This is a genomic window from Klebsiella sp. EMBS2024 (assembly GCF_036233805.1).
Taxonomy (GTDB): Bacteria; Pseudomonadota; Gammaproteobacteria; order Enterobacterales; family Enterobacteriaceae; genus Klebsiella; species Klebsiella pneumoniae.
This window is the reverse complement of sequence record NZ_JAZARW010000001.1, coordinates 3,394,986-3,418,762: the sequence shown is the minus strand read 5'-3', so window position 1 is coordinate 3,418,762 and position 23,777 is coordinate 3,394,986. Positions and strand designations below refer to the sequence as shown.

Sequence of the window (23,777 nt, the reverse complement as noted above, 5' to 3'; positions counted from 1 at the left end):
GCGCGTCAGAATGCTATTTATTTTAATTCTTACCATGCTAATAAACTAAGCCAAAAGAAAAGATTGCTTTTTTAATCAATAATATTATTCCCGACACGGATATTGACGGAGGGGTAAAAAAGCGATCGCAGCGCAGGACAAGACCTGGGCAGCGAAATCTGCGATAATGAACGTTTATCACCCTAAACAGAGATGACTATGCAGTACCCGATTAACGAGATGTTCCAGACCCTGCAAGGCGAGGGTTACTTCACCGGCGTGCCTGCCATTTTTATTCGTCTGCAGGGATGCCCGGTAGGATGCGCGTGGTGTGACACCAAGCATACCTGGGACAAGCTGGCCGATCGGGAAGTGTCGTTGTTCAGCATCCTGGCGAAAACCAAAGAGAGCGACAAGTGGGGCCCGGCAAGCAGCGAGGATCTGCTGGCGATTATTGGGCGGCAGGGGTGGACAGCCCGCCACGTGGTTATTACCGGCGGTGAGCCCTGCATTCATGATTTAACGCCGTTAACCTCGCTTCTGGAACAAAACGGCTTTAGCTGTCAGATTGAAACCAGCGGCACCCATGAAGTACGCTGCAGCCCCAATACCTGGGTGACGGTTTCCCCGAAGGTCAACATGCGCGGTGGCTATGACGTGCTGTCTCAGGCCCTGCAGCGGGCGGATGAGATCAAGCATCCGGTAGGGCGCGTCCGCGACATAGAAGCGCTGGACGAACTGCTGGAAACGCTGAGCGATGACAAACCGCGGATCATCGCCCTGCAGCCGATCAGTCAGAAAGAAGATGCGACGCGCCTGTGTATCGACACCTGCATCGCCCGCAACTGGCGCCTGTCTATGCAGACGCACAAGTATCTGAATATTGCCTGATAAAAAAGCCCGGCAGCGTACTGACCGGGCTTTTTTTCGCTTACTCGCCGCGATAGACGCAGCCGGCGGTGCAGGTCTCTTTGACCATCACGGCGCTCAGCAGCGGCACCCGCGGTTTCATCTCATCCCAGATCCATTTGGCCAGCACTTCGCTGGTGGGGTTTTCCAGACCAGGAATATCGTTCAGATAATAGTGGTCGAGGCGATCGTATGTCGGCTTAAAGGCGGCCTTCAGCTCGGCAAAATCCATGATCCACCCGGTATGGGGATCGACTTCACCGGTGATCTCCAGACGCACCATAAAGGAGTGGCCATGCAGGCGACCGCATTTGTGTCCTTCCGGGACGTGCGGCAGGTGGTGGGCGGCTTCGAAGGTGAAATCTTTAAACAGCGTGGTGGACATCATTGACTCTCAACAGGACGAAAAAAACCGCCGTAGGGTACCGGAAAGTACATTTTTTCGCATTAACTAANACGGCCGTGAACAGAAAATGGACATGTTTATCTGCTTTATTTGATTTAATCTCTTATATTTCAATTGCTTATTTAATCGATTTTGTTGTTAATAACTACAACTAAAACAGGTTAGTCCATTTGGTTATTTATTATTTCCATCCCTTCTTTAATTGTTACTATGCCCGCCGTTAACCTTCTATTCTCTTCTGTTTTTGTCGCGCTGACAGGGTGCGAATAACAGCTTTGCTTACTGGAACAAACGACGCATGACGACACAGGCCCCACCTTCCAACTTGCTGCCGCTCAACCCGGAGCAACTGGCGCGCCTTCAGGCGGCCACCACTGACTTCACGCCCACTCAGCTCGCCTGGGTATCTGGCTATTTCTGGGGCGTGCTGAATCAGCAGTCCGGCGCGGCGGTAGCCGCCCCCGCCCCGGCCGCCGAGGTACCGACGATCACGCTGATTTCCGCCTCGCAAACCGGCAACGCCCGCCGCGTCGCCGAAGCGCTGCGTGACGATCTGCTGGCGGCGAAGCTGAACGTGAAGCTGGTGAATGCAGGCGATTATAAATTCAAACAAATTGCTGCGGAAAAACTGCTGGTGGTTGTAACGTCCACCCAGGGGGAAGGAGAGCCGCCGGAAGAAGCGGTCGCATTGCATAAGTTCCTGTTCTCTAAGAAAGCGCCGAAGCTGGACGGGACCGCGTTCGCCGTCTTTGGTCTCGGCGATACCTCTTATGAATTTTTCTGCCAGTCCGGCAAAGATTTCGACAACAAGCTGGCCGAGCTCGGCGCGGAACGTCTGCTCGATCGCGTCGATGCCGACGTTGAATATCAGGCCGCGGCCGCTGAATGGCGCGCGCGCGTGGTTGAGGCGCTGAAGGCCCGTGCGCCGGTCGCTGCGCCCGCTCAGCTGGCCACCAGCGGCGCGGTGAATGATATTCACACCAGCCCATATACCAAAGAAGCGCCCCTGACGGCGACCCTGTCGGTCAATCAGAAAATCACCGGCCGCAATTCAGAAAAAGATGTGCGCCATATCGAAATAGACCTCGGTGATTCCGGTCTGCGCTATCAGCCGGGCGACGCCCTGGGCGTCTGGTACCAGAACGATCCTCAGCTGGTGAAAGAGCTGGTGGAGCTGCTGTGGCTGAAAGGCGACGAGCCGGTGACCGTTGAGGGCAAAACTCTGCCGCTGTCGGAAGCCCTGCAGTGGCATTTTGAGCTGACGGTTAACACCGCGACTATCGTTGAAAACTACGCCACCCTGACGCGCAGCGAATCGCTGCTGCCGCTGGTGGGCGATAAAGCTCAGTTGCAGCAGTATGCCGCCGCGACGCCGATCGTCGATATGGTCCGTTTCTCTCCGGCGCAGCTGGACGCCGAGGCGTTAATCGGTCTGCTGCGTCCGCTGACGCCGCGCCTGTATTCTATTGCTTCCTCACAGGCGGAAGTGGAGAGCGAGGTGCATGTCACCGTAGGCGTGGTGCGCTATGAAATTGAAGGCCGCGCCCGGGCTGGCGGCGCCTCCAGCTTCCTCGCCGACCGCGTGGAAGAGGATGGCGAAGTCCGTGTCTTTATCGAACACAACGACAACTTTCGTCTGCCAGCCAACCCGGAGACCCCGGTGATCATGATTGGCCCGGGCACCGGTATTGCGCCGTTCCGCGCCTTTATGCAGCAGCGCGCTGCGGACGGAGCGCAAGGCAAGAACTGGTTGTTCTTCGGCAACCCGCACTTCACCGAAGATTTCCTCTATCAGGTGGAGTGGCAGAGCTATGTGAAGGAAGGTCTGCTGACCCGTATCGATCTGGCCTGGTCCCGCGATCAACAACAAAAAATCTATGTGCAGGACAAACTGCGCGAGCAGGGGGCCGAGCTGTGGCGCTGGATCAATGACGGCGCCCACATTTATGTCTGCGGCGACGCCAATCGTATGGCGAAGGACGTGGAAAACACCTTACTGGAAGTGATTGCCGAATACGGCGCGATGGACGCCGAAGCGGCGGACGAATTTTTAAGTGAGCTGCGCGTTGAGCGCCGTTATCAGCGAGATGTCTACTAATGAGCGAAAAACATCCGGGGCCTTTAGTGGTCGAAGGTAAACTGAGCGATGCCGAGCGCATGAAGCTTGAGAGCAATTACCTGCGCGGCACCATTGCGGAAGATTTAAACGACGGTCTGACCGGCGGTTTTAAAGGCGATAACTTCCTGCTGATCCGTTTCCACGGCATGTACCAGCAGGACGATCGCGATATCCGCGCGGAGCGCGCCGCCCAGAAGCTGGAGCCGCGTCATGCGATGCTGCTCCGCTGCCGTCTGCCGGGCGGGGTGATCACCACCACCCAGTGGAAGGCGATCGATAAGTTTGCCGCTGAGAACACCATTTACGGCAGTATTCGCCTGACCAACCGGCAGACCTTTCAGTTCCACGGCATTCTGAAAAAGAACGTCAAGCCGGTGCATCAGATGCTGCACTCGGTGGGGCTGGACGCGCTGGCCACCGCCAACGATATGAACCGTAACGTGCTGTGCACCTCCAACCCGTACGAGTCGCAGCTGCACGCTGAGGCCTACGAGTGGGCGAAAAAGATCTCTGAGCATCTGCTGCCGCGTACCCGCGCTTATGCCGAGATCTGGCTGGATCAGAAAAAGGTCGCCACTACCGACGAAGAGCCGATCCTCGGCCAGACCTATCTGCCGCGTAAGTTTAAAACCACGGTGGTGATCCCGCCGCAGAACGATATCGATCTGCACGCTAACGACATGAACTTCGTGGCGATTGCCGAAAATGGCAAGCTGGTAGGCTTTAACCTGCTGGTGGGCGGCGGTCTCTCTATCGAACATGGTAACAAAAAAACCTACGCCCGCACGGCGAGCGAATTCGGTTATCTGCCGCTGGAGCATACGCTGGCGGTGGCGGAAGCGGTTGTGACCACCCAGCGCGACTGGGGCAACCGTACCGACCGTAAGAATGCGAAAACCAAGTACACCCTTGAGCGCGTCGGTGTCGAAACCTTCAAAGCGGAAGTGGAGCGCCGGGCAGGCATTAAGTTTGAGCCGATCCGCCCGTACGAATTTACCGGCCGCGGCGATCGCATCGGCTGGGTGAAGGGGATTGATGATAAGTGGCACCTGACGCTGTTTATTGAAAACGGCCGCATTCTCGATTATCCGGGTCGTCCGCTGAAGACTGGCCTGCTGGAGATTGCTAAGGTCCATCAAGGCGAATTCCGCATCACCGCTAACCAGAACCTGATTGTCGCCAGCGTACCGGAAGATCAGAAGGCGCGGATCGAGAAGCTCGCGCGGGATCATGGCCTGATGAATGCCGTCACCCCGCAGCGCGAAAACTCGATGGCCTGCGTCTCCTTCCCGACCTGTCCGCTGGCGATGGCGGAAGCCGAGCGTTTCCTGCCGTCGTTTATCGACAAGGTGGAAGGGGTGATGAGCAAGCACGGCGTGAGCGATGAGCATATCGTCACCCGCGTCACCGGCTGCCCGAACGGCTGCGGCCGCGCGATGCTGGCGGAAGTGGGACTGGTGGGCAAAGCGCCGGGCCGCTATAACCTGCACATCGGCGGTAACCGCAACGGCACCCGCATCCCGCGGATGTACCGTGAGAATATTACCGAGTCGGAAATTCTCGACTCGCTAGACGAACTGGTAGGGCGCTGGGCGAAAGAGCGCGAAGCGGGTGAAGGCTTCGGCGATTTTACGGTGCGTGCGGGCATCATTCGCCCGGTGCTCGACCCAGCCCGCGATTTCTGGGAATAACATCCTGGTGCCCGGTGGCGCGTAGCGATCCGGGCCAGCGAAACCCGTAGGCCGGACGAACGCAGTGTCGTCCGGCAAAACAGGCAAACGAGGTTCATATGTCCGTACTCGATCTAAACGCGCTTAATGCATTGCCGAAAGTGGAACGCATTCTGGCACTCGCGGAAACCAACGCCCAACTGGAAAAGCTTGACGCCGAAGGGCGTGTGGCGTGGGCGCTGGAAAATCTGCCGGGAAACTATGTGCTGTCGTCGAGCTTTGGCATTCAGGCGGCGGTAAGTTTGCATCTGGTGAATCAGATCCGCCCGGACATTCCGGTGATCCTCACCGATACCGGCTACCTGTTCCCGGAAACCTATCAGTTTATTGACGAGCTGACGGACAAGCTCAAGCTGAACCTGAAGGTCTACCGCGCGGCTGAAAGCGCAGCCTGGCAGGAGGCGCGCTACGGCAAGCTGTGGGAGCAGGGCGTTGAGGGCATTGAGAAATACAATGAGATCAACAAGGTTGAGCCGATGAACCGGGCGCTGAAAGAGCTCAACGCGCAGACGTGGTTTGCCGGTCTGCGCCGCGAGCAGTCGGGCAGCCGGGCTACGCTTCCGGTGCTGGCGGTCCAGCGCGGGGTGTTCAAGGTGCTACCGATTATCGACTGGGATAACCGCACGGTGTATCAGTACCTGCAGAAGCACGGGCTGAAGTACCATCCGCTGTGGGATCAGGGCTATCTCTCGGTAGGCGATACCCACACCACCCGCAAATGGGAGCCGGGCATGGCAGAAGAAGAGACCCGGTTCTTCGGGCTTAAACGCGAGTGCGGATTGCACGAGGGTTAAGCTGTTAGCTCTTCCTCTGAGTGATAATTCAAAAAGAACACGCGGGCGATACCGCGCGTTCTTTTGTGCGTATTAGCTTTTCTTCTCCACCTTCGCCAGCTCTTTCACCAGCGGCAGCATGACTTTCACTACCTCGCGTCCGCGGTGTTCGATGCGCCCGGGCAGCGCGTGGTCGATATACTGCTGATTATCCAGCTGGACGTCATGCCAACTGGTTCCCTGCGGGAAACTGGCCGATTTGCTCCGCTGCTGATAGCCATCTTTTTTGCCGAGTGACCAGTTAGTCGCCTCGACCGACAGCACCGGGATCCCGGCGTTGTCGAAGACGCTGGCGTCATTGCAGCAGCTGGTGCCTTTCGGATAAGCCGGATTGAGTCCCGGGTTGGTGTAGGCGGCGATGCCCTTGCTGCGAGCGATAGCCAGCGCGCGGTCGCGGGTCAGCTTGCGCACCGAGGCCGGCGTGCTGCGGCCGCTGTTGAAGTAAAGCTTATCGCCCACCACCAGATTATCGAGATTGATCACCAGCAGGGTATTTTTCTTTTCCGCTTCGCTCATCCGCTGCAGCAGGTTTTGCGCGCCGAGACGGCCTTCCTCTTCACCGCTGGTGGCGATAAAGCGGATGCCATAGCGGGTAGGGACGTTCTTTAAATGCTCCGCCAGCTCCAGCAATACGCCAAGTCCCATCGCGTTGTCGTCGATGCCCTGCAGCGTCAGGCCGCCGAGGTTGTTCTCCACGTCTTTATCGCTCTGCGGCGCATAGGTGTCGAGGTGTGCCATGATAATAATCTGCTGGCGCACTTTACCTTCATGGGCGGCGATCACCGTACTGCCGGTGGCGTTATGCCAGTTCTTGCGCTGATTGCTGTCGGTATAGATATAGCGGGTATTGAAGCTTCGCACGTCGCTCTGATACCCCATCAGGGCGAACTGCTGGCGCAGATAGTCAGCTGAGAGCATTTCCGGCGGCGTTCCGGTCATTCGTCCCGGGAAGACGGTGGCGATATGGCGGGCCTGGCTACTGGCGGTGTCGCCCAGCGCGCTGAATGCGGGGGCGGCGGCAAAAACAAAACCGGTGCCGAGCGCCAGCGGAAGCAGACGGCGGCACAACGCGGAAAACATAAGGGGTCCTTACACGAACAAGACAATTTGACGGCTACAGTATGAAACTGTGACCGCGGTTAAACAATTTCAATTGCTCTTAAATAGCGGAAAAATAGCGCGTTAAGCACTTTTTGATATTTGTATTTCCGCTGCGTTATTCCTTTGTGTCACAACTCATTCCATTTCGTAATTTCATTTGCTCTAAGGCGCACCCTATAGTCGCAGTATCGCTGAATGTAAGAGAGTTGTTGCACCGTGGATTACTTGCCCCTTTTTGCCGAACTGAAACAAAGGCCCGTGCTGGTGATCGGCGGCGGCGAGATTGCTGAACGTAAGATCAAGTTCCTGCTGCGCGCCCAGGCGCAGGTGCAGGTGGTCGCTGAAACGCTGTCACCGGCGCTGGCCGATCTGGCTGCGCGCCAGGCACTCAGCTGGCGGGCGACGGAATTCAGCGACTCGCTGGTGGATGATGTCTTTCTGGTGATTGCGGCCACCGAGGATGAGGTGCTTAACCAGCGGGTATTTGCGGCAGCTAACGCGCGCTACCGGTTGGTCAACGTGGTGGATAACCAGGCGCTGTGCTCGTTTGTTTTCCCTTCTATCGTCGACCGTTCGCCGCTGCTGGTGGCGATCTCCTCCAGCGGTAAAGCGCCGGTACTGTCGCGCATTCTGCGTGAAAAAATCGAAGCGCTGCTGCCGACGAATCTCGGTCGGCTGGCGGAATCAGCAAGCTACTGGCGCAACCATCTGAAAACCCGCCTGACGACTACCGAAGCGCGTCGCCGCTTCTGGGAGCGCGTCTTTACCGGCCGCTTCGCCAGCCTGATGGTGGCGGGCAACTCTGCGGAGGCGGAAAAAGCGCTGCAGGATGAGCTCGACAAACCCGAACGCGAGACGGGAGAAATTATTCTGGTCGGCGCCGGGCCGGGCGATGCCGGGCTGCTGACCCTTCGCGGTCTGCAGGCGATCCAGCAGGCGGACGTGGTTTTCCACGATCATCTGGTGACTCAGCCGGTTCTCGAGCTGGTGCGCCGCGATGCCGAGCTGATCTGCGTTGGCAAACGCGCCGGCGAGCATTCGGTGCCGCAGCATGAAACCAATCAGCTGCTGGTGGAGGCGGCGAAGGCGGGGAAAACCGTCGTGCGCCTGAAGGGCGGCGATCCGTTTATTTTTGGCCGCGGCGCAGAAGAGCTGCAGGCTGCCGCCGAGGCGGGGATCCCGTTCCAGGTGGTGCCGGGCGTCACCGCCGCCGCCGGAGCGACAGCCTACGCCGGTATTCCGCTGACCCATCGCGATTATGCGCAAAGCGCCGTCTTTGTCACCGGCCACTATAAGCCGGACAGCGCCCCCTTCGACTGGTCGCTGCTGGCGAAGAGCCAACAGACGCTGGCGATCTACATGGGCACCATGAAGGCAGCGGAAATCAGCGCGCAGCTGATCGCCCACGGTCGCGACAGCGACACGCCGGTGGCGGTAATTTCCCGTGGCACCCGTGACGATCAGCAGACGATAACCGGCACATTGCAACAACTCGAACACCTGGCGAAAGACGCCCCGATGCCCGCCCTGCTGGTGGTAGGCGAAGTGGTGCAGCTGCATCAGCAGCTCGCCTGGTTTCAACATACATCATCCGCCGAGGGGTTTAACGCTTCGGTGGTCAATCTGGCTTAAGGAACGGTTATGGACCAAANACGACTCACTCACCTGCGGCAACTGGAGGCGGAAAGCATCCATATTATTCGTGAGGTGGCCGCCGAATTTTCTAACCCGGTAATGATGTACTCCATCGGGAAAGATTCCAGCGTAATGCTGCATCTGGCGCGCAAAGCGTTTTATCCGGGAACCCTGCCGTTCCCGCTGCTGCACGTCGATACCGGCTGGAAATTCCGTGAGATGTATGAGTTCCGCGACCGGACCGCTAAAGCCTACGGCTGTGAACTGCTGGTGCATAAAAACCCGGAAGGGGTGGCGATGGGCATCAACCCGTTTGTCCACGGCAGCGCCAAGCATACCGATATCATGAAAACCGAAGGGCTGAAGCAGGCGCTGAACAAATACGGCTTTGACGCCGCGTTCGGCGGCGCGCGTCGCGACGAAGAGAAATCCCGCGCGAAAGAGCGCATCTACTCCTTCCGCGACCGCTTCCACCGCTGGGACCCGAAAAATCAGCGTCCGGAGCTGTGGCACAACTACAACGGCCAGATTAACAAAGGCGAAAGCATCCGCGTCTTCCCGCTCTCCAACTGGACCGAGCTGGATATCTGGCAGTACATCTATCTGGAAAATATTGAAATCGTGCCGCTGTATCTGGCCGCTGAGCGTCCGGTGCTGGAGCGCGACGGTATGCTGATGATGATCGATGACGACCGTATCGATCTGCAGCCGGGCGAGGTGATTGAAAAACGGATGGTGCGTTTCCGTACCCTCGGCTGCTGGCCGCTGACCGGCGCGGTGGAGTCTGAAGCGCAGACGCTACCCGAAATTATTGAAGAGATGCTGGTATCGACCACCAGCGAACGTCAGGGGCGCGTCATTGACCGCGACCAGGCCGGCTCGATGGAGCTGAAGAAACGTCAGGGGTATTTCTAAGGAGCCGCCATGAACACGACCATTGCCCAACAAATTGCCAACGAAGGCGGCGTAGAAGCTTACCTGCACGCGCAACAGCACAAGAGCCTGCTGCGTTTTTTGACCTGCGGCAGCGTCGATGACGGCAAAAGCACCTTAATTGGCCGCCTGCTGCACGATACGCGCCAGATCTATGAAGACCAGCTCTCTTCGCTGCACAACGACAGCAAGCGTCACGGCACCCAGGGCGAAAAGCTGGACCTGGCGCTGCTGGTGGACGGCCTGCAGGCCGAGCGCGAGCAGGGCATCACCATCGACGTGGCCTATCGCTACTTCTCAACCGAAAAACGCAAATTTATCATCGCCGACACCCCGGGGCACGAGCAGTACACGCGCAATATGGCCACCGGCGCGTCCACCTGCGACCTGGCGATCCTGCTGATCGATGCGCGCAAGGGCGTGCTCGACCAGACCCGCCGTCACAGCTTCATCTCGACGCTGCTGGGCATTAAACACCTGGTAGTGGCGGTCAACAAAATGGATCTCGTCGAGTTTAGCGAAGCGCGCTTCAACGAGATCCGGGAAGATTATCTGACCTTTGCCGAGCAGCTGCCGGGCAACCTTGATATCCGCTTTGTGCCGTTGTCGGCGCTGGAAGGCGATAATGTCGCCAGCCAGAGCGCGAATATGCCGTGGTACAGTGGCCCGACGCTGCTGGAAGTCCTCGAAACCGTGGAGATCCAGCGGGTGGTCGAGAGCCAGCCGCTGCGCTTCCCGGTGCAGTATGTTAACCGTCCGAACCTTGATTTCCGCGGCTTCTCCGGCACGGTCGCCTCCGGTACCGTGCAGGTTGGCCAGCGTCTGAAGGTGCTGCCGTCGGGCGTCGAATCGAGCGTGGCGCGTATCGTCACCTTCGACGGCGACCTGCAGGAAGCCGCCGCCGGCGAAGCCATTACCCTTGTGCTGAAAGATGAAATCGACATCAGTCGCGGCGACCTGCTGGTTGACGCGCAAGCCTCGCTGCCGGCGGTACAAAGCGCTAGCATCGACGTGGTGTGGATGGCCGAGCAGCCGCTGACCCCGGGCCAGAGCTACGACATCAAAATCGCCGGCAAGAAGACCCGCGCTCGCGTCGACGCTATCCGCTACCAGGTCGATATTAACAACCTGACCCAGCGTGAAGTCGAGTCTCTGCCGCTGAACGGCATCGGCCTGGTGGAGCTGACCTTTGACGAACCTTTAGTGCTGGATCCGTATCAGCAAAACCCGGTGACCGGCGGGCTTATCTTTATCGATCGCCTGACCAACGTCACCGTCGGCGCCGGGATGGTCAACGAGCCGCACCTGCAGGCATCGACTTCGGCATCACAGTACAGCGCCTTCGAGCTGGAGCTGAACCAGCTGATCCGTAAACATTTCCCGCACTGGGACGCCCGCGACCTGCTGGGAGGCCAATAATGGCCCAGCATGACGAAAACGTCGTCTGGCATGCCCACCCTGTGACCCAACAGCAGCGGGAACAGCATCACGGCCATCGCGGCGTGGTGCTGTGGTTTACCGGCCTTTCGGGGTCGGGTAAATCCACCGTCGCCGGGGCGCTGGAGGAGGCCCTGCATGAGCGCGGCGTCAGCACCTATCTGCTGGACGGCGATAACGTGCGCCATGGCCTGTGNAGCGACCTGGGATTCAGCGATGAGGATCGCAAAGAGAACATTCGCCGCGTCGGCGAAGTGGCCAGGCTGATGGTCGATGCCGGGCTGGTGGTATTGACGGCATTTATATCTCCGCACCGTGCGGAACGGCAGATGGTGCGCGAGCGCCTCGGGGAAGGACGCTTTATCGAAGTGTTCGTCGATACCCCGCTGGCCATCTGCGAGGAGCGGGATCCGAAAGGATTGTATAAGAAAGCGCGGGCAGGGGAATTACGCAATTTCACCGGCATAGACTCGGTCTATGAGGCGCCGGAAAAGGCGGAAATTCATCTGGATGGTGAACAATTGGTAACAAATTTGGTGCACCAACTATTAGACCTGCTGCAACAGAGCGATATTATCAGATCCTGAAACGGCAGCGGCATCGAGGGGTGCCGGTTGCCCGGTCTACAGGATTCGATATGCGCAATACCCAGAACCTCAGTATTATTCGTTCAGAACCGCCTCCGGCGATCGGCGACGAGACCACCTGGTCTTTGTCGGGCGCTGCCGTGGGCTTTATTTCGTGGCTGCTGGCGCTGGGTATTCCCTTCCTTCTCTATGGCAGTAATACACTCTTCTTTCTCCTCTACACCTGGCCATTCTTCCTTGCGTTGATGCCGGTGGCGGTGGTGGTCGGTATTGCGCTGCACTCTCTGCTCAATGGCAAACTGCTCTATAGCGTCAGCGCGACCATCCTGACCGTTGGGCTGATGTTTGCGCTACTCTTCCTCTGGCTGTTGGGATAACCCGTTGCTGGTATGAATCAAGCATGGGTATCGACAGCAAAAATATGGTACAGTCCCCGCGTTACGCGGCATCGTCCGCGCGCCCCGGTAGCGTACCCGGGCGAGTTTTGGGATGATGATGCCGTTTTTCAGGGGGCAGGATGGGTAAACTAACGCTGCTATTATTAGCTTTGCTGGTCTGGCTACAGTATTCGCTGTGGTTCGGTAAAAACGGCCTGCACGACTACACGCGGGTTAACGACGACGTCACCGCCCAGCAGGCGACTAACGCCAAATTAAAAGCACGCAACGATCAGCTGTTTGCCGAAATTGACGACCTCAACGGCGGGCAGGAAGCGATTGAGGAGCGTGCGCGCAATGAACTCAGCATGACCCGCCCGGGCGAAACCTTCTATCGTCTGGTACCGGATGCGTCTAAACGCAATCAGGCATCGGGGCAACAGCAGAACAATCGATAACCAGGCCCAGGATTACAACATGGCAGCCACTTTTCCGGGCGTTTGCGCCGTGGTGCCGGCAGCCGGTTTCGGCCGCCGCATGCAAACGGAATGCCCGAAACAATATCTCTCAATCGGTAACAAAACGATTCTCGAACACGCGGTCGCCGCGCTGCTGGCGGATGCGCGCGTCCAGCGGGTGGTGATTGCCGTCAGCCCCGGCGATCGCCGCTTCAGCCAGCTGCCGCTGGCGCAGCATCCGCAAATTACCGTGGTGGATGGCGGCGCTGAGCGTGCCGATTCGGTGCTCGCCGGCCTGCAGGCGTTGCCGGAGGCGCAGTGGGTGCTGGTGCATGACGCCGCGCGCCCCTGCCTGCATCAGGACGACCTCAGCCGCCTGCTGTCGCTCTGCGAAACCAGCCGCGTCGGCGGGATCCTTGCGGCGCCAGTGCGCGACACCATGAAGCGCGCCGAGCCGGGCAAAACCGCTATCGCCCATACCGTCGACCGCAATGACCTGTGGCATGCGCTCACCCCGCAACTTTTCCCTCGCGAGCTGCTGGTGGATTGCCTCACTCGCGCGCTAAACGAGGGTGCCACTATCACCGATGAAGCCTCGGCGCTGGAGTACTGCGGCTTCCATCCGCAGCTGGTCGCCGGACGCGCGGATAATATTAAAGTGACGCGCCCGGAAGACCTGGCGCTGGCTGAATTTTACCTCACCCGTTCCCGACACCAGGAGAAAGCTTAATGCGAATTGGACATGGTTTTGACGTACACGCTTTTGGCGGTGAAGGCCCAATCATCATTGGCGGGGTACGCATTCCTTATGAAAAAGGGCTGCTGGCCCACTCCGACGGCGACGTCGCGCTGCATGCGCTGACCGACGCGCTGCTTGGCGCCGCGGCGCTGGGCGATATCGGCAAGCTGTTCCCCGATACCGATCCGGCGTTTAAAGGCGCCGATAGCCGCGAACTGCTGCGCGAAGCATGGCGCCGCATTCAGGCCAGGGGCTATACGCTCGGCAACGTCGACGTCACGATTATTGCCCAGGCGCCGAAAATGCTGCCGCATATTCCGCAGATGCGCGTCTTTATCGCTGAGGATCTCGGCTGCCATATGGACGACGTCAACGTGAAAGCGACCACCACCGAGAAGCTCGGCTTCACCGGCCGCGGGGAAGGGATCGCCTGCGAAGCGGTTGCGCTGCTGCGTAAGGCCGACAAATGATCGCCTTTGACCAACTGACCTGGCTGCACGGCAAGCCGCAGAGCAGTGGGCTGCTGAAAGCCAATCCGGAAGATTTTCTGGTGGTGGAAGATCTGGGCTTTGCCCCGGACGGCGAAGGCGAACACGTGCTGGTGCGGATCCTGAAAAACGGCTGCAATACGCGCTTTGTCGCCGACGCGCTGGCAAAATTCCTTAAGATCCACGCCCGTGAAGTGAGCTTCGCCGGGCAAAAAGATAAGCACGCGGTCACCGAGCAGTGGCTGTGCGCCCGGGTGCCCGGCAAAGAGATGCCGGACCTGAGCAAATTTCAGCTCGAGGGCTGCCAGGTACTGGAATATGCTCGCCATAAGCGTAAGCTGCGTTTAGGCGCGCTGAAAGGCAACCAGTTTACCGTGATCCTGCGCGAGATTAGCGATCGCCAGGACGTGGAGACGCGTCTGCAGGCCATCGCTGAACGGGGAGTGCCGAACTATTTCGGCGCGCAGCGCTTCGGCATTGGCGGCAGTAACCTGCAGGGTGCCCTGCGCTGGGCGGAGAGCGGCGCGCCAGTGCGCGATCGCAATAAGCGCAGTTTTTGGTTGTCGGCAGCCCGCAGCGCGTTGTTTAATCAGCAAGTGAGTATTAGATTAAAAAAAACGGAATTTAATCAGGTCGTTGATGGCGATGCGCTACAATTAGCGGGGCGCGGGAGCTGGTTTGTCGTCACACCGGAAGAACTCGAGGTTTCGCAGGCGCGGGTGCATAACCGCGAACTGATGATTACGGCCACGCTGCCGGGCAGCGGCGACTGGGGAAGCCAGCGCGACGCCCTGGCTTTCGAGCAGGCCGCGATCGCCGAGGAAACCGCGTTACAGGCGCTGCTGGTGCGGGAGAAAGTCGAGGCGGCGCGCCGGGCGATGCTTCTCTATCCACAGCGGCTCAGCTGGAACTGGTGGGATGACGTAACCGTTGAACTGCGTTTCTGGCTGCCGGCGGGCAGCTTCGCCACCAGCGTGGTCAGGGAGCTTATCAATACAACGGGTGACTATGCGAATATTGCTGAGTAACGATGACGGGATCCATGCGCCGGGGATACAGACCCTGGCGAAGGCCTTAAGGGAGTTTGCCGAGGTCCAGGTGGTTGCACCCGATCGTAACCGCAGCGGGGCCTCAAATTCGCTGACGCTGGAATCGTCCCTGCGTACGTTTACCTTTGAAAATGGCGACATCGCCGTCCAGATGGGCACCCCGACCGACTGTGTCTATCTCGGCGTGAACGCGCTGATGCGCCCGCGTCCGGACATCGTAGTTTCCGGCATTAATGCCGGCCCCAACCTGGGCGACGACGTCATCTATTCCGGCACCGTGGCCGCGGCGATGGAAGGCCGTCATCTGGGGTTCCCCGCGCTGGCCGTGTCGCTGAACGGCTATCAGCATTACGATACCGCCGCGGCGGTAACCTGCACCATTCTGCGCGCCTTAAGCCGCGAGCCGCTGCGTACCGGGCGGATCCTTAACATCAACGTGCCGGATCTCCCGCTTGATCAAATCAAGGGCATTCGCGTGACCCGCTGCGGCAACCGCCATCCGGCCGACCAGGTGATCCCGCAACAAGATCCTCGCGGCAACACCCTGTACTGGATTGGTCCGCCGGGCGATAAGCGCGATGCCGGGCCGGGCACCGATTTTGCGGCAGTGGATGAAGGCTATGTTTCCGTGACGCCATTGCACGTCGATTTAACCGCCCATCAGGCGCATGAGGTGGTCACCGATTGGCTGGAACGTGTCGGGGTTGACAGGCAATGGTAAGTAAACGTGTTGAAAGTTTGTTGAATCAACTGCGCACGCAGGGCATCGTCGATGAACGTGTCCTCGAGGCGATCGCGCTGGTCCCGCGCGAAAAGTTTGTTGATGAAGCCTTTGAACATAAAGCGTGGGAAAACACCGCGCTGCCGATTGGCCAGGGGCAGACCATCTCCCAGCCGTATATGGTGGCGCGGATGACCGAGCTGCTGACGCTGACGCCGGAGTCGCGGGTGCTGGAGATCGGCACCGGTTCCGGCTACCAGACGGCCATCCTGGCGCATCTGGTGCATCACGTATGCTCGGTAGAGCGAATTAAGAGTTTACAGTGGCAGGCGCGTCGTCGCCTGAAACAACTTGATTTACATAATGTTTCAACCCGTCATGGCGATGGGTGGCAAGGTTGGCAGGCGCGGGCGCCGTTTGATGCCATTATTGTGACGGCGGCGCCGCCGGAAATACCGACCGCGCTGCTGGCGCAGCTGGATGATGACGGCGTGCTGGTGCTGCCGGTCGGCGAAGAGCATCAGTTTCTCAAACGGATCCGTCGTCGGGGCAACGAATTTATCATTGATACCGTCGAGGCCGTTCGCTTTGTTCCCCTGGTGAAGGGGGAGCTGGCCTGAGACCCGGATTATTCCAGGTTTTTTTTGCCTGACTTTAGGCGTAGGGTGGACACATTTTTCAGTGTCCTGGCCGGGCGCCGCCCGGTAAGCAAGATATTGGCAGTTAACATATTCCTGGGGGATAAATGAGCGCGGGAAGCACCAAATTTACCGTCAGCCGTATTGCGGCTCTTTCACTGGTTTCACTCTGGCTGGCCGGGTGTACCAACACCAATAATCCGCCTGCGCCGGTTAGCTCTGCCGGCGGCGCCGCCTCTTCCAGCACCAACTCCGGCATGCTGATTACGCCGCCACCCTCCGGCGTCAAGTCCGCTCCTCAGGCGCAGCCGATTCAGCCGATGCAGACCCAGAGCATTCAGCCGCAGCCGGCGCCGGTGGCGCAGGAGCCGGTACAGACGGTAAATGGCAGGATCGTTTACAACCGCAAATATGGCGATATTCCGAAAGGTAGCTATACCGGCGGCAGTACCTATACGGTAAAACGCGGCGACACGCTATTCTATATCGCCTGGGTCACCGGCAACGATTTCCGCGACCTGGCGCAACGCAACAATATCCCGGCCCCGTACGCGCTGAACGTGGGGCAGGTACTGCAGGTCGGTAACGCCTCAGGCCAGCCGATCACCGGCGAAAACGCCGTTTCTCAGGCCAGCGCAAGAGCGAGCGGCGGTGCGACGACCAGCACAACTTCTGCACAAAAATCGACCGCGGTGGTTGCTTCACAACCGACTATTACGTATTCTGAATCTTCAGGTGAACAGAGTGCTACCAAGATGTTGCCTAATAATAAACCAGCGACTACAACCACAACGGTTGTCGCGCCGGTGACGGCACCAACAACGGTGAGCACAACCCAGCCGACTGCAAGCAGTACGTCAACCAGTTCGCCGATCTCAGCATGGCGCTGGCCGACTGATGGCAAGGTTATCGAGAACTTTAGCGGCGCGGAAGGCGGCAATAAAGGTATCGATATTGCAGGCAGTAAGGGACAGGCTATTGTCGCGACCGCCGATGGGCGCGTCGTCTATGCCGGTAACGCACTGCGCGGCTACGGTAATCTTATTATCATCAAACACAACGATGATTACCTGAGTGCCTACGCTCATAACGATACCATGCTGGTTCGGGAGCAACAGGAAGTCAAAGCGGGGCAGAAAATCGCTACCATGGGTAGCACCGGAACCAGCTCAACAAGATTACATTTTGAAATTCGTTACAAGGGGAAATCCGTCAACCCGCTGCAGTACTTACCGCAGCGATAATTTGGCAAAGTACGGATAAGCGAAGCATCAGCTAACAGGCGCCAGGGCGGTGTCTACGTTCCTCTCGCAGAGAGGGCAGGGGAAATCGTCCAGGCGTCGTTTGTTGATGTGCCGTGGAAGGTGCTTTGCTCAGGGATCACGGGTAGGAGCCACCTTTATGAGTCAGAATACGCTGAAAGTTCATGATTTAAATGAAGACGCGGAATTTGATGAGAACGGAATTGAGGTTTTCGACGAGAAAGCCTTAGTAGAAGAGGAACCCAGTGATAGCGATCTGGCTGAGGAAGAGCTGCTGTCGCAAGGCGCAACCCAGCGCGTACTTGACGCCACTCAGCTTTATCTTGGAGAGATTGGTTATTCCCCACTGCTGACCGCGGAAGAGGAAGTCTATTTCGCGCGTCGCGCACTGCGTGGTGATGTCGCTTCACGCCGTCGCATGATTGAAAGTAACTTGCGTCTGGTGGTGAAGATTGCCCGTCGTTACAGCAATCGTGGTCTGGCGCTGCTGGATCTGATTGAAGAAGGTAACCTCGGCCTGATCCGCGCCGTTGAGAAGTTTGACCCGGAACGTGGGTTCCGTTTTTCGACCTACGCGACCTGGTGGATCCGCCAGACTATTGAACGGGCGATCATGAACCAAACCCGTACGATCCGTTTGCCGATCCATATTGTTAAAGAGCTGAACGTCTATCTGCGTACCGCGCGCGAGTTGTCCCATAAGCTGGACCACGAGCCTAGCGCGGAAGAGATCGCCGAACAGCTGGACAAACCGGTCGATGACGTCAGCCGTATGCTGCGTCTGAACGAGCGCATCACCTCCGTGGATACTCCGCTGGGTGGCGATTCAGAAAAAGCGCTGCTGGATATTCTGGCCGATGAGAAAGAGAACGGCCCGGAAGACACCACGCAGGACGATGATATGAAGCAAAGTATCGTCAAATGGCTGTTTGAACTGAACGCCAAGCAGCGTGAAGTTCTGGCACGTCGTTTTGGTCTGCTGGGTTATGAAGCTGCCACGCTGGAGGATGTGGGCCGTGAAATTGGCCTGACCCGCGAACGCGTGCGGCAGATCCAGGTGGAAGGTCTGCGTCGCCTGCGGGAAATTCTGCAGGGACAGGGGCTGAATATCGAAGCGCTCTTCCGCGAATAAGACGTTTTCTGTCAAAAAGGCCCCCTCGAAAGTCGGGGCCTTTTTCTTTGGGCTAGCCGAGGCGGGTTTCCTGCAGATGGCGCCAGACGATTTTCCCTTCCGCTTGCTGAAAAATCGCCGTCGACCAGCGAACGTTCTGGCTGCTATCCGCCAGCGTTTGGCTTTCACGATATAGCACTGCGGCGCCGTCGTGCCACTCGCTGATGATTTCCATCTGATCCACTACGATATCTAACCCCGGACGGCTGCCGCCGGCGTGGTGGAAAAAATGGCTCACCGTTGGGTAGTCCATCTTCTCACCGCTCAAGGGGATCATGGTAAAATCGGCGGCAAAACGCTTCATCAGCGCCTCAGCGCTTCCTTCGCCATGGCTTAACCAGCGTTCGATAAGGACATGGGCATCGAGGACTTCCTGCAGATAAGGATTCATGACTTCTCCAGAGTGGTGTGCAGGCGATGGATAATCGCCCGATTATTCAGCCGCAGGCAAAACAGCAGCGGCAACAGGGTAATGACGGCGGCGCTGATAAATACCCCCTGCCAGGCGTAGGCCGGCGGGAATACCCTCAGCAGCAGGGCGAGCAGGGCGCTGCCGGCAAAGAAGCTGAGCTGGCGGTTAAGATTCCATAGCGCGCTGGCGTCAGGCATCTCTTCGGCAGGCGTATGCAGGAAAGCGCTGCTTTGCGCGGTGCTGCTGCATAAGCTGCCTCCGCCGCCCATCAGCGTAAAGGCCAGAATCAACAGCGCCAGCGGGCTGTCCGCATCGATCTTCAGCAGCAGCATGATCCCCATCGCCTGAAGCAGGCAGCCGATGACGACCAGCGGCCGGGGCCCGAAGCGGTTGAAATATCTGCCGGTAAAGGTGATGGCGGCAAACGAGGCCAGCGACCAGGGCACCATCAGGGCACCGATTGCCCCCGGCGCCATCCCGGTGACGCGTTGCAGGTAGTACATCCCCACCACGTTGACGCCAATAAACATCCCCGGCACGCAGAGGTAGATCAGCATCGCGAAGCGCAGCAGGGGATCGGCCAGCAGCGACAGTGGAAGAAAGCGAGTCGGGCGAACCGGACCGGGGGTGTCGTTCAGCCATCGCACCGCCAGCACAAAGGTTAGCAGAGCGACAGGCAGGCTGGCGAAAAAGACCCAGCGCCAACTGAACGCCTCGACTAACAGGCCGCCGATCGCCGGCGAGCAGGCGGGGGCCAGCAGGCCGACCAGCATCACCGCCGCCGACAGCTTCGCCCGCTCATGCGGCTGAAACAGCGGCCACGTCAGCGCCTGGCCGAGGGGGATTAACAGCCCGCCGCCCATCCCCTGCAGCGTCCGCCATAAAATCAGTTCGCTCAGGCTGTTGGCAAGCCCTGCCGCCAGCGCGCCGAGGCTGAACAGCCCCAGCGAGAGTAAAAACAGCCGTTTCGCCCCCCAGCGCTCGCTGAGCCAGGCGCTGAACGGCACAACGACCGTCAGACCGAGAATATAGGCATTACTGACCCACGCCAGCTGCGAGACGGAAACCGCCAGCGCGCGGCTGATTGCCGGAAAGGCGATGCTGGCGATAAACATATTGATCAAATCGAGAAAAAAGCCGAACAGAAAAACGGTGGCAACGCGGTGGCGGTAGGTCATGGTTCACTCCCTCAGACAGGCGGCTACTGTAAACCTGCCGCAGCGAGGGATAAACGGGACTAATCGGGATATACTGTCTGAATATTTTTGACAATCATCCGGACGACGATGCTTAATCTTCAGCGCGTGACCATGTTTATCGCCGTGGTAGATGCCGGCAGTTTCACCCTGGCCGCAGCGGCGCTGGGGCAGACCAAGGCGGTGGTCAGCTTTAACGTACGGCAGCTGGAAAATGAGCTGGGGGTGACGCTGCTGCTGCGTTCGACGCGGCGTTTGCGGCTCACTGACGCCGGGGTGCTGTTCTATCAGCGCGGGGTGGCGCTCCTGAACGCGGCGGAAAATCTCCAGGATGAAGTGCGGGCCAGCCATAGCGGCTTAAGCGGGGAGCTCCGGATCACCACCACGCCGGAGTATGGCGCGCAGGTTATCATTCCAGCGCTGGCCGCGTTCGCCTGTCGTCATCCGGCGCTGCGGGTGCGCCACGTCTCCTCCTCCCATCATGCCGACCTCATTTCAGAACGATTTGACGTGGCGATACGCCTCGGTACGCTGGCCGATTCCCGCTATCGGGCGACGCGGATAGCCAGTTTCGCGATCCTGCCCGTCGCCTCTCCGGCCTGGCTGGCAAGCCATCCGGTGCAGACGCTGTCCGATCTGGCGCAAGCTGAGTGGATTATTCACGAGCGCCTGCCGACGCCGCTGCGCTGGCAGCTGCGCACGGATCACCAGACAGAGGTGGATTTCTCGATAGCCAGCGCGCCGCGGTTTTCTGCTGATAGCGCTACGGCGCTGATGAGCTTTGCTCTGGCGGGATGCGGCGTCGCCTTGCTGCCCGCATGGCTGGTAGCCAAAAAGGTGGCGCAGCGGGAGCTGGTGCCGCTCCTGCCGGAATACCATTTCCCACAGCAGGGCGTGTATGCCCTTTATCCCGACTCGCAGCATTTGCCGACCCGGGTGCGGGCATTTATTGACTTCCTGCGCGAGAAGGTCGGTTAAGCGCCCGTTCAGGGCGCCATCATTTTGTGCACCAGCCGGGAGAACTGCTCGCGCTCGTCATCGCTCAGGCGGCCGAGAAACTCGTCATCGACCTCATTGCCCTGCGGAATGGAACGGTTAAGCAACGCCTCGCCTTCGTCGGTCAGATAGACAAAACGGCGGCGTTTATCGGCCGGATCGTGCTCCCGGCGCACCAGGCCGCGCGCTTCCATTCGGCTGAGCATCTCCGCCAGCGTAGCCTTGGTGCTGACCGCCGCTTCAATCAGCGCCACCTGTTCGATCCCGGGGTGCTCCGCTACCGAGCGCATCACCGCATACTGAGGTTTAGTCAGGTCCGGCAACGCCTGCTGCCAGCGGGCGGTATGCTGTTGAAAAAGCTGGCGCAGCAGGTGGAATGCTTCGTTTCGTAACTCCATGAATACTCCGTAACAAAACTGTCACCTCTATGATAGCCGTTCGTACGCCTTTTTATACCCTTTCTGCGTTTTGATTAAAAATGCGCACGTATACGAACGATCTTGCCAATAAGGGCTGGAGGGGGTAGTTTAAATATAAAGTTCGTATACGAACAAAGGTGATGAGGTCTGGAATGAAACTGATTATTGGGATGACGGGGGCCACCGGGGCACCGCTTGGGGTGGCATTGCTGCAGGCGCTGCGCGGTATGCCGGAGGTGGAAACCCATCTGGTGATGTCGAAATGGGCCAAAACCACCATCGAGCTGGAAACGCCCTGGACGGCGCGCGAAGTGGCCGCGCTGGCGGACTTTTCCCACAGCCCGGCAGACCAGGCCGCCACCATCTCATCCGGTTCATTTCGTACCGACGGCATGATCGTTATTCCCTGCAGTATGAAAACGCTTGCAGGCATTCGCGCGGGTTATGCCGAAGGGCTGGTGGGCCGCGCGGCGGACGTGGTGCTCAAAGAGGGGCGCAAGCTGGTGTTGGTCCCGCGGGAAATGCCGCTCAGCACGATCCATCTGGAGAACATGCTGGCGCTGTCCCGCATGGGCGTGGCGATGGTCCCGCCGATGCCAGCTTACTACAACCACCCGGAGACGGTTGACGATATCACCAATCATATCGTCACCCGGGTGCTGGATCAGTTTGGCCTCGACTATCACAAAGCGCGCCGCTGGAACGGCTTGCGCACGGCAGAACAATTTGCACAGGAGATCGAATAATGGCTTTTGATGATTTGCGCAGCTTTTTGCAGGCGCTGGATGACCAGGGACAACTGCTGAAAATCAGCGAAGAGGTGAACGCTGAGCCCGATCTGGCGGCGGCCGCCAATGCGACCGGACGCATCGGCGACGGTGCCCCGGCGCTGTGGTTCGATAATATTCGCGGCTTTAACGACGCTCGCGTGACGATGAACACCATCGGCTCGTGGCAGAACCATGCCATCTCGCTGGGCCTGCCGCCTAACACGCCGGTGAAAAAGCAGATTGATGAGTTCATTCGCCGCTGGGATAACTTCCCGGTGACGCCAGAGCGCCGCGCCAACCCGGCGTGGGAAGAAAATACTGTTGATGGCGATGATATCAACCTGTTCGATATTCTGCCGCTGTTCCGCCTCAATGATGGTGACGGCGGTTTCTACCTCGATAAAGCCTGTGTCGTTTCACGCGATCCGCTGGATAAAGATAACTTCGGTAAGCAAAACGTCGGTATCTACCGCATGGAAGTGAAAGGCAAGCGCAAGCTCGGCCTGCAGCCGGTACCGATGCACGATATCGCGCTGCATCTGCACAAAGCGGAAGAGCGTGGGGAAGATCTGCCGATCGCCATTACCCTCGGTAACGACCCGATTATTACCCTAATGGGCGCCACGCCGCTGAAATACGATCAGTCTGAATATGAGATGGCTGGCGCGCTGCGCGAGAGCCCGTATCCCATCGCTACCGCGCCGCTGACCGGCTTTGACGTGCCCTGGGGTTCGGAAGTGATCCTCGAAGGGGTCATTGAAGGGCGTAAGCGTGAGATCGAGGGGCCGTTCGGTGAATTTACCGGTCACTACTCCGGCGGTCGTAACATGACGGTAGTGCGTATCGACAAAGTCTCTTATCGCAGCAAACCGATTTTTGAATCGCTCTACCTCGGTATGCCGTGGACCGAGATTGACTATCTGATGGGCCCGGCGACCTGCGTACCGCTGTATCAGCAGCTGAAGGCCGAATTTCCGGAGGTGCAGGCGGTCAACGCCATGTACACCCATGGTCTGCTGGCGATCATCTCCACCAAAAAACGCTACGGCGGTTTTGCCCGCGCGGTGGGCCTGCGGGCGATGACCACTCCCCACGGCCTCGGCTATGTGAAGATGGTGATCATGGTTGATGAAGACGTCGACCCGTTCAACCTGCCGCAGGTGATGTGGGCGCTCTCCTCGAAGGTTAACCCGGCGGGAGACCTGGTGCAGTTGCCGAACATGTCGGTCCTTGAACTTGACCCAGGCTCCAGCCCGGCAGGCATTACCGACAAACTGATTATCGACGCCACCACCCCGGTTGCGCCGGACCTTCGCGGTCACTACAGCCAGCCGGTGCAGGATCTGCCGGAAACCAAAGCCTGGGCTGAAAAACTGACCGCTATGCTGGCCAACCGTAAATAAGGAGAAGAA

General features: G+C 58.7%; 25 protein-coding genes. 20 read left to right on the top strand and 5 right to left on the bottom strand.

Annotation, left to right across the window (positions count from 1 at the left end):
* Positions 1-198 precede the first annotated feature (198 nt).
* Positions 199-870, top strand: a complete 672-nt coding sequence (gene queE, locus VZP09_RS15685) for a 7-carboxy-7-deazaguanine synthase QueE (RefSeq protein ID WP_002915210.1) — start codon at positions 199-201, stop codon at positions 868-870.
* Between the two features lie 40 nt (positions 871-910).
* On the opposite strand, the gene queD is transcribed toward queE, so the two are convergent.
* The gene (queD, locus tag VZP09_RS15680) at positions 911-1,276 is read right to left on the bottom strand and encodes a 6-carboxytetrahydropterin synthase QueD (protein ID WP_004174641.1); all 366 of its coding nucleotides are present in this window, start codon (positions 1,274-1,276) and stop codon (positions 911-913) included.
* Positions 1,277-1,592: 316 nt separating this feature from the next.
* Between queD and cysJ the strand changes: the two genes are divergently transcribed.
* The 3 genes from cysJ (at position 1,593) to cysH (ending at position 5,937) form a co-directional block, all read left to right on the top strand.
* Complete coding sequence (cysJ, locus tag VZP09_RS15675; protein ID WP_004151065.1) at positions 1,593-3,392, top strand: NADPH-dependent assimilatory sulfite reductase flavoprotein subunit; 1,800 nt, start codon at positions 1,593-1,595, stop codon at positions 3,390-3,392.
* A complete protein-coding gene (gene cysI, locus VZP09_RS15670; protein WP_004142787.1) occupies positions 3,392-5,104 on the top strand; it encodes an assimilatory sulfite reductase (NADPH) hemoprotein subunit in 1,713 nt (570 codons plus the stop codon). The genes cysJ and cysI overlap by 1 nt, the downstream gene beginning before the upstream one ends.
* Before the next feature lie 98 nt (positions 5,105-5,202).
* Positions 5,203-5,937: a phosphoadenosine phosphosulfate reductase gene (gene cysH / locus VZP09_RS15665; protein WP_002915177.1), complete on the top strand. Its 735-nt coding sequence runs from the start codon at positions 5,203-5,205 to the stop codon at positions 5,935-5,937.
* A gap of 72 nt (positions 5,938-6,009) precedes the next feature.
* Here cysH and VZP09_RS15660 read toward each other — a convergent pair whose 3' ends face one another.
* Positions 6,010-7,056 carry an aminopeptidase gene (locus VZP09_RS15660; protein ID WP_004174643.1) on the bottom strand — a complete coding sequence of 349 codons (1,047 nt, stop codon included), beginning with the start codon at positions 7,054-7,056 and terminating at the stop codon, positions 6,010-6,012.
* Between the two features lie 246 nt (positions 7,057-7,302).
* Between VZP09_RS15660 and cysG the strand changes: the two genes are divergently transcribed.
* From cysG to rpoS, 13 genes are all read left to right on the top strand, one after another.
* Complete coding sequence (gene cysG, locus VZP09_RS15655) at positions 7,303-8,709, top strand: siroheme synthase CysG (RefSeq protein ID WP_072198726.1); 1,407 nt, start codon at positions 7,303-7,305, stop codon at positions 8,707-8,709.
* Positions 8,710-8,718: 9 nt separating this feature from the next.
* Entirely contained in the window at positions 8,719-9,627 is a 909-nt protein-coding gene (gene cysD / locus VZP09_RS15650) for a sulfate adenylyltransferase subunit CysD (protein WP_328795264.1), read from the top strand.
* 9 nt (positions 9,628-9,636) lie between these two features.
* Complete coding sequence (cysN, locus tag VZP09_RS15645) at positions 9,637-11,064, top strand: sulfate adenylyltransferase subunit CysN (RefSeq protein ID WP_014907017.1); 1,428 nt, start codon at positions 9,637-9,639, stop codon at positions 11,062-11,064.
* On the top strand, positions 11,064-11,669 hold the full coding sequence (gene cysC, locus VZP09_RS15640) for an adenylyl-sulfate kinase (RefSeq protein WP_328795263.1): 606 nt from the start codon (positions 11,064-11,066) through the stop codon (positions 11,667-11,669). Before cysN ends, cysC begins: the two co-directional genes overlap by 1 nt.
* Positions 11,670-11,719: 50 nt before the next feature.
* On the top strand, positions 11,720-12,046 hold the full coding sequence (locus VZP09_RS15635) for a DUF3561 family protein (RefSeq protein ID WP_002915157.1): 327 nt from the start codon (positions 11,720-11,722) through the stop codon (positions 12,044-12,046).
* 140 nt (positions 12,047-12,186) lie between these two features.
* Positions 12,187-12,504 (top strand): cell division protein FtsB, encoded by a 318-nt coding sequence (gene ftsB / locus VZP09_RS15630; RefSeq protein ID WP_002915156.1) that lies wholly within the window; start codon positions 12,187-12,189, stop codon positions 12,502-12,504.
* A 19-nt stretch (positions 12,505-12,523) separates the two neighbouring features.
* Positions 12,524-13,234: a 2-C-methyl-D-erythritol 4-phosphate cytidylyltransferase gene (gene ispD, locus VZP09_RS15625; RefSeq protein WP_004174645.1), complete on the top strand. Its 711-nt coding sequence runs from the start codon at positions 12,524-12,526 to the stop codon at positions 13,232-13,234.
* Positions 13,234-13,713, top strand: coding sequence for a 2-C-methyl-D-erythritol 2,4-cyclodiphosphate synthase (gene ispF / locus VZP09_RS15620; RefSeq protein WP_002915113.1), 480 nt, complete (start codon positions 13,234-13,236; stop codon positions 13,711-13,713). The genes ispD and ispF overlap by 1 nt, the downstream gene beginning before the upstream one ends.
* On the top strand, positions 13,710-14,759 hold the full coding sequence (gene truD / locus VZP09_RS15615; protein ID WP_004174647.1) for a tRNA pseudouridine(13) synthase TruD: 1,050 nt from the start codon (positions 13,710-13,712) through the stop codon (positions 14,757-14,759). Before ispF ends, truD begins: the two co-directional genes overlap by 4 nt.
* Positions 14,740-15,501: a 5'/3'-nucleotidase SurE gene (surE, locus tag VZP09_RS15610; protein ID WP_004174648.1), complete on the top strand. Its 762-nt coding sequence runs from the start codon at positions 14,740-14,742 to the stop codon at positions 15,499-15,501. The genes truD and surE overlap by 20 nt, the downstream gene beginning before the upstream one ends.
* Complete coding sequence (locus tag VZP09_RS15605; RefSeq protein WP_002915108.1) at positions 15,495-16,121, top strand: protein-L-isoaspartate(D-aspartate) O-methyltransferase; 627 nt, start codon at positions 15,495-15,497, stop codon at positions 16,119-16,121. Before surE ends, VZP09_RS15605 begins: the two co-directional genes overlap by 7 nt.
* A gap of 125 nt (positions 16,122-16,246) precedes the next feature.
* A complete protein-coding gene (gene nlpD, locus VZP09_RS15600; RefSeq protein WP_032415453.1) occupies positions 16,247-17,383 on the top strand; it encodes a murein hydrolase activator NlpD in 1,137 nt (378 codons plus the stop codon).
* A 157-nt stretch (positions 17,384-17,540) separates the two neighbouring features.
* On the top strand, positions 17,541-18,533 hold the full coding sequence (gene rpoS, locus VZP09_RS15595) for an RNA polymerase sigma factor RpoS (RefSeq protein WP_002915106.1): 993 nt from the start codon (positions 17,541-17,543) through the stop codon (positions 18,531-18,533).
* A gap of 52 nt (positions 18,534-18,585) precedes the next feature.
* Here the strand turns inward: rpoS and VZP09_RS15590 are convergent, their stop codons facing one another.
* Entirely contained in the window at positions 18,586-18,963 is a 378-nt protein-coding gene (locus tag VZP09_RS15590) for a hypothetical protein (RefSeq protein ID WP_004900191.1), read from the bottom strand.
* Entirely contained in the window at positions 18,960-20,162 is a 1,203-nt protein-coding gene (locus tag VZP09_RS15585) for an MFS transporter (RefSeq protein WP_004210571.1), read from the bottom strand. The genes VZP09_RS15590 and VZP09_RS15585 overlap by 4 nt, the downstream gene beginning before the upstream one ends.
* Before the next feature lie 108 nt (positions 20,163-20,270).
* Between VZP09_RS15585 and VZP09_RS15580 the strand changes: the two genes are divergently transcribed.
* On the top strand, positions 20,271-21,158 hold the full coding sequence (locus VZP09_RS15580) for a LysR family transcriptional regulator (protein ID WP_032415452.1): 888 nt from the start codon (positions 20,271-20,273) through the stop codon (positions 21,156-21,158).
* Positions 21,159-21,166: 8 nt separating this feature from the next.
* Here VZP09_RS15580 and VZP09_RS15575 read toward each other — a convergent pair whose 3' ends face one another.
* Positions 21,167-21,574, bottom strand: coding sequence for a MarR family winged helix-turn-helix transcriptional regulator (locus tag VZP09_RS15575; RefSeq protein WP_002915102.1), 408 nt, complete (start codon positions 21,572-21,574; stop codon positions 21,167-21,169).
* Positions 21,575-21,747: 173 nt separating this feature from the next.
* On the opposite strand from VZP09_RS15575, the gene VZP09_RS15570 reads away from it, so the two are divergent.
* Both VZP09_RS15570 and VZP09_RS15565 read left to right on the top strand, forming a co-directional pair.
* Positions 21,748-22,341 (top strand): non-oxidative hydroxyarylic acid decarboxylases subunit B, encoded by a 594-nt coding sequence (locus VZP09_RS15570; protein ID WP_019704794.1) that lies wholly within the window; start codon positions 21,748-21,750, stop codon positions 22,339-22,341.
* A complete protein-coding gene (locus tag VZP09_RS15565; protein WP_023285499.1) occupies positions 22,341-23,768 on the top strand; it encodes a non-oxidative hydroxyarylic acid decarboxylases subunit C in 1,428 nt (475 codons plus the stop codon). The genes VZP09_RS15570 and VZP09_RS15565 overlap by 1 nt, the downstream gene beginning before the upstream one ends.
* The last annotated feature ends 9 nt before the right edge of the window (positions 23,769-23,777 follow it).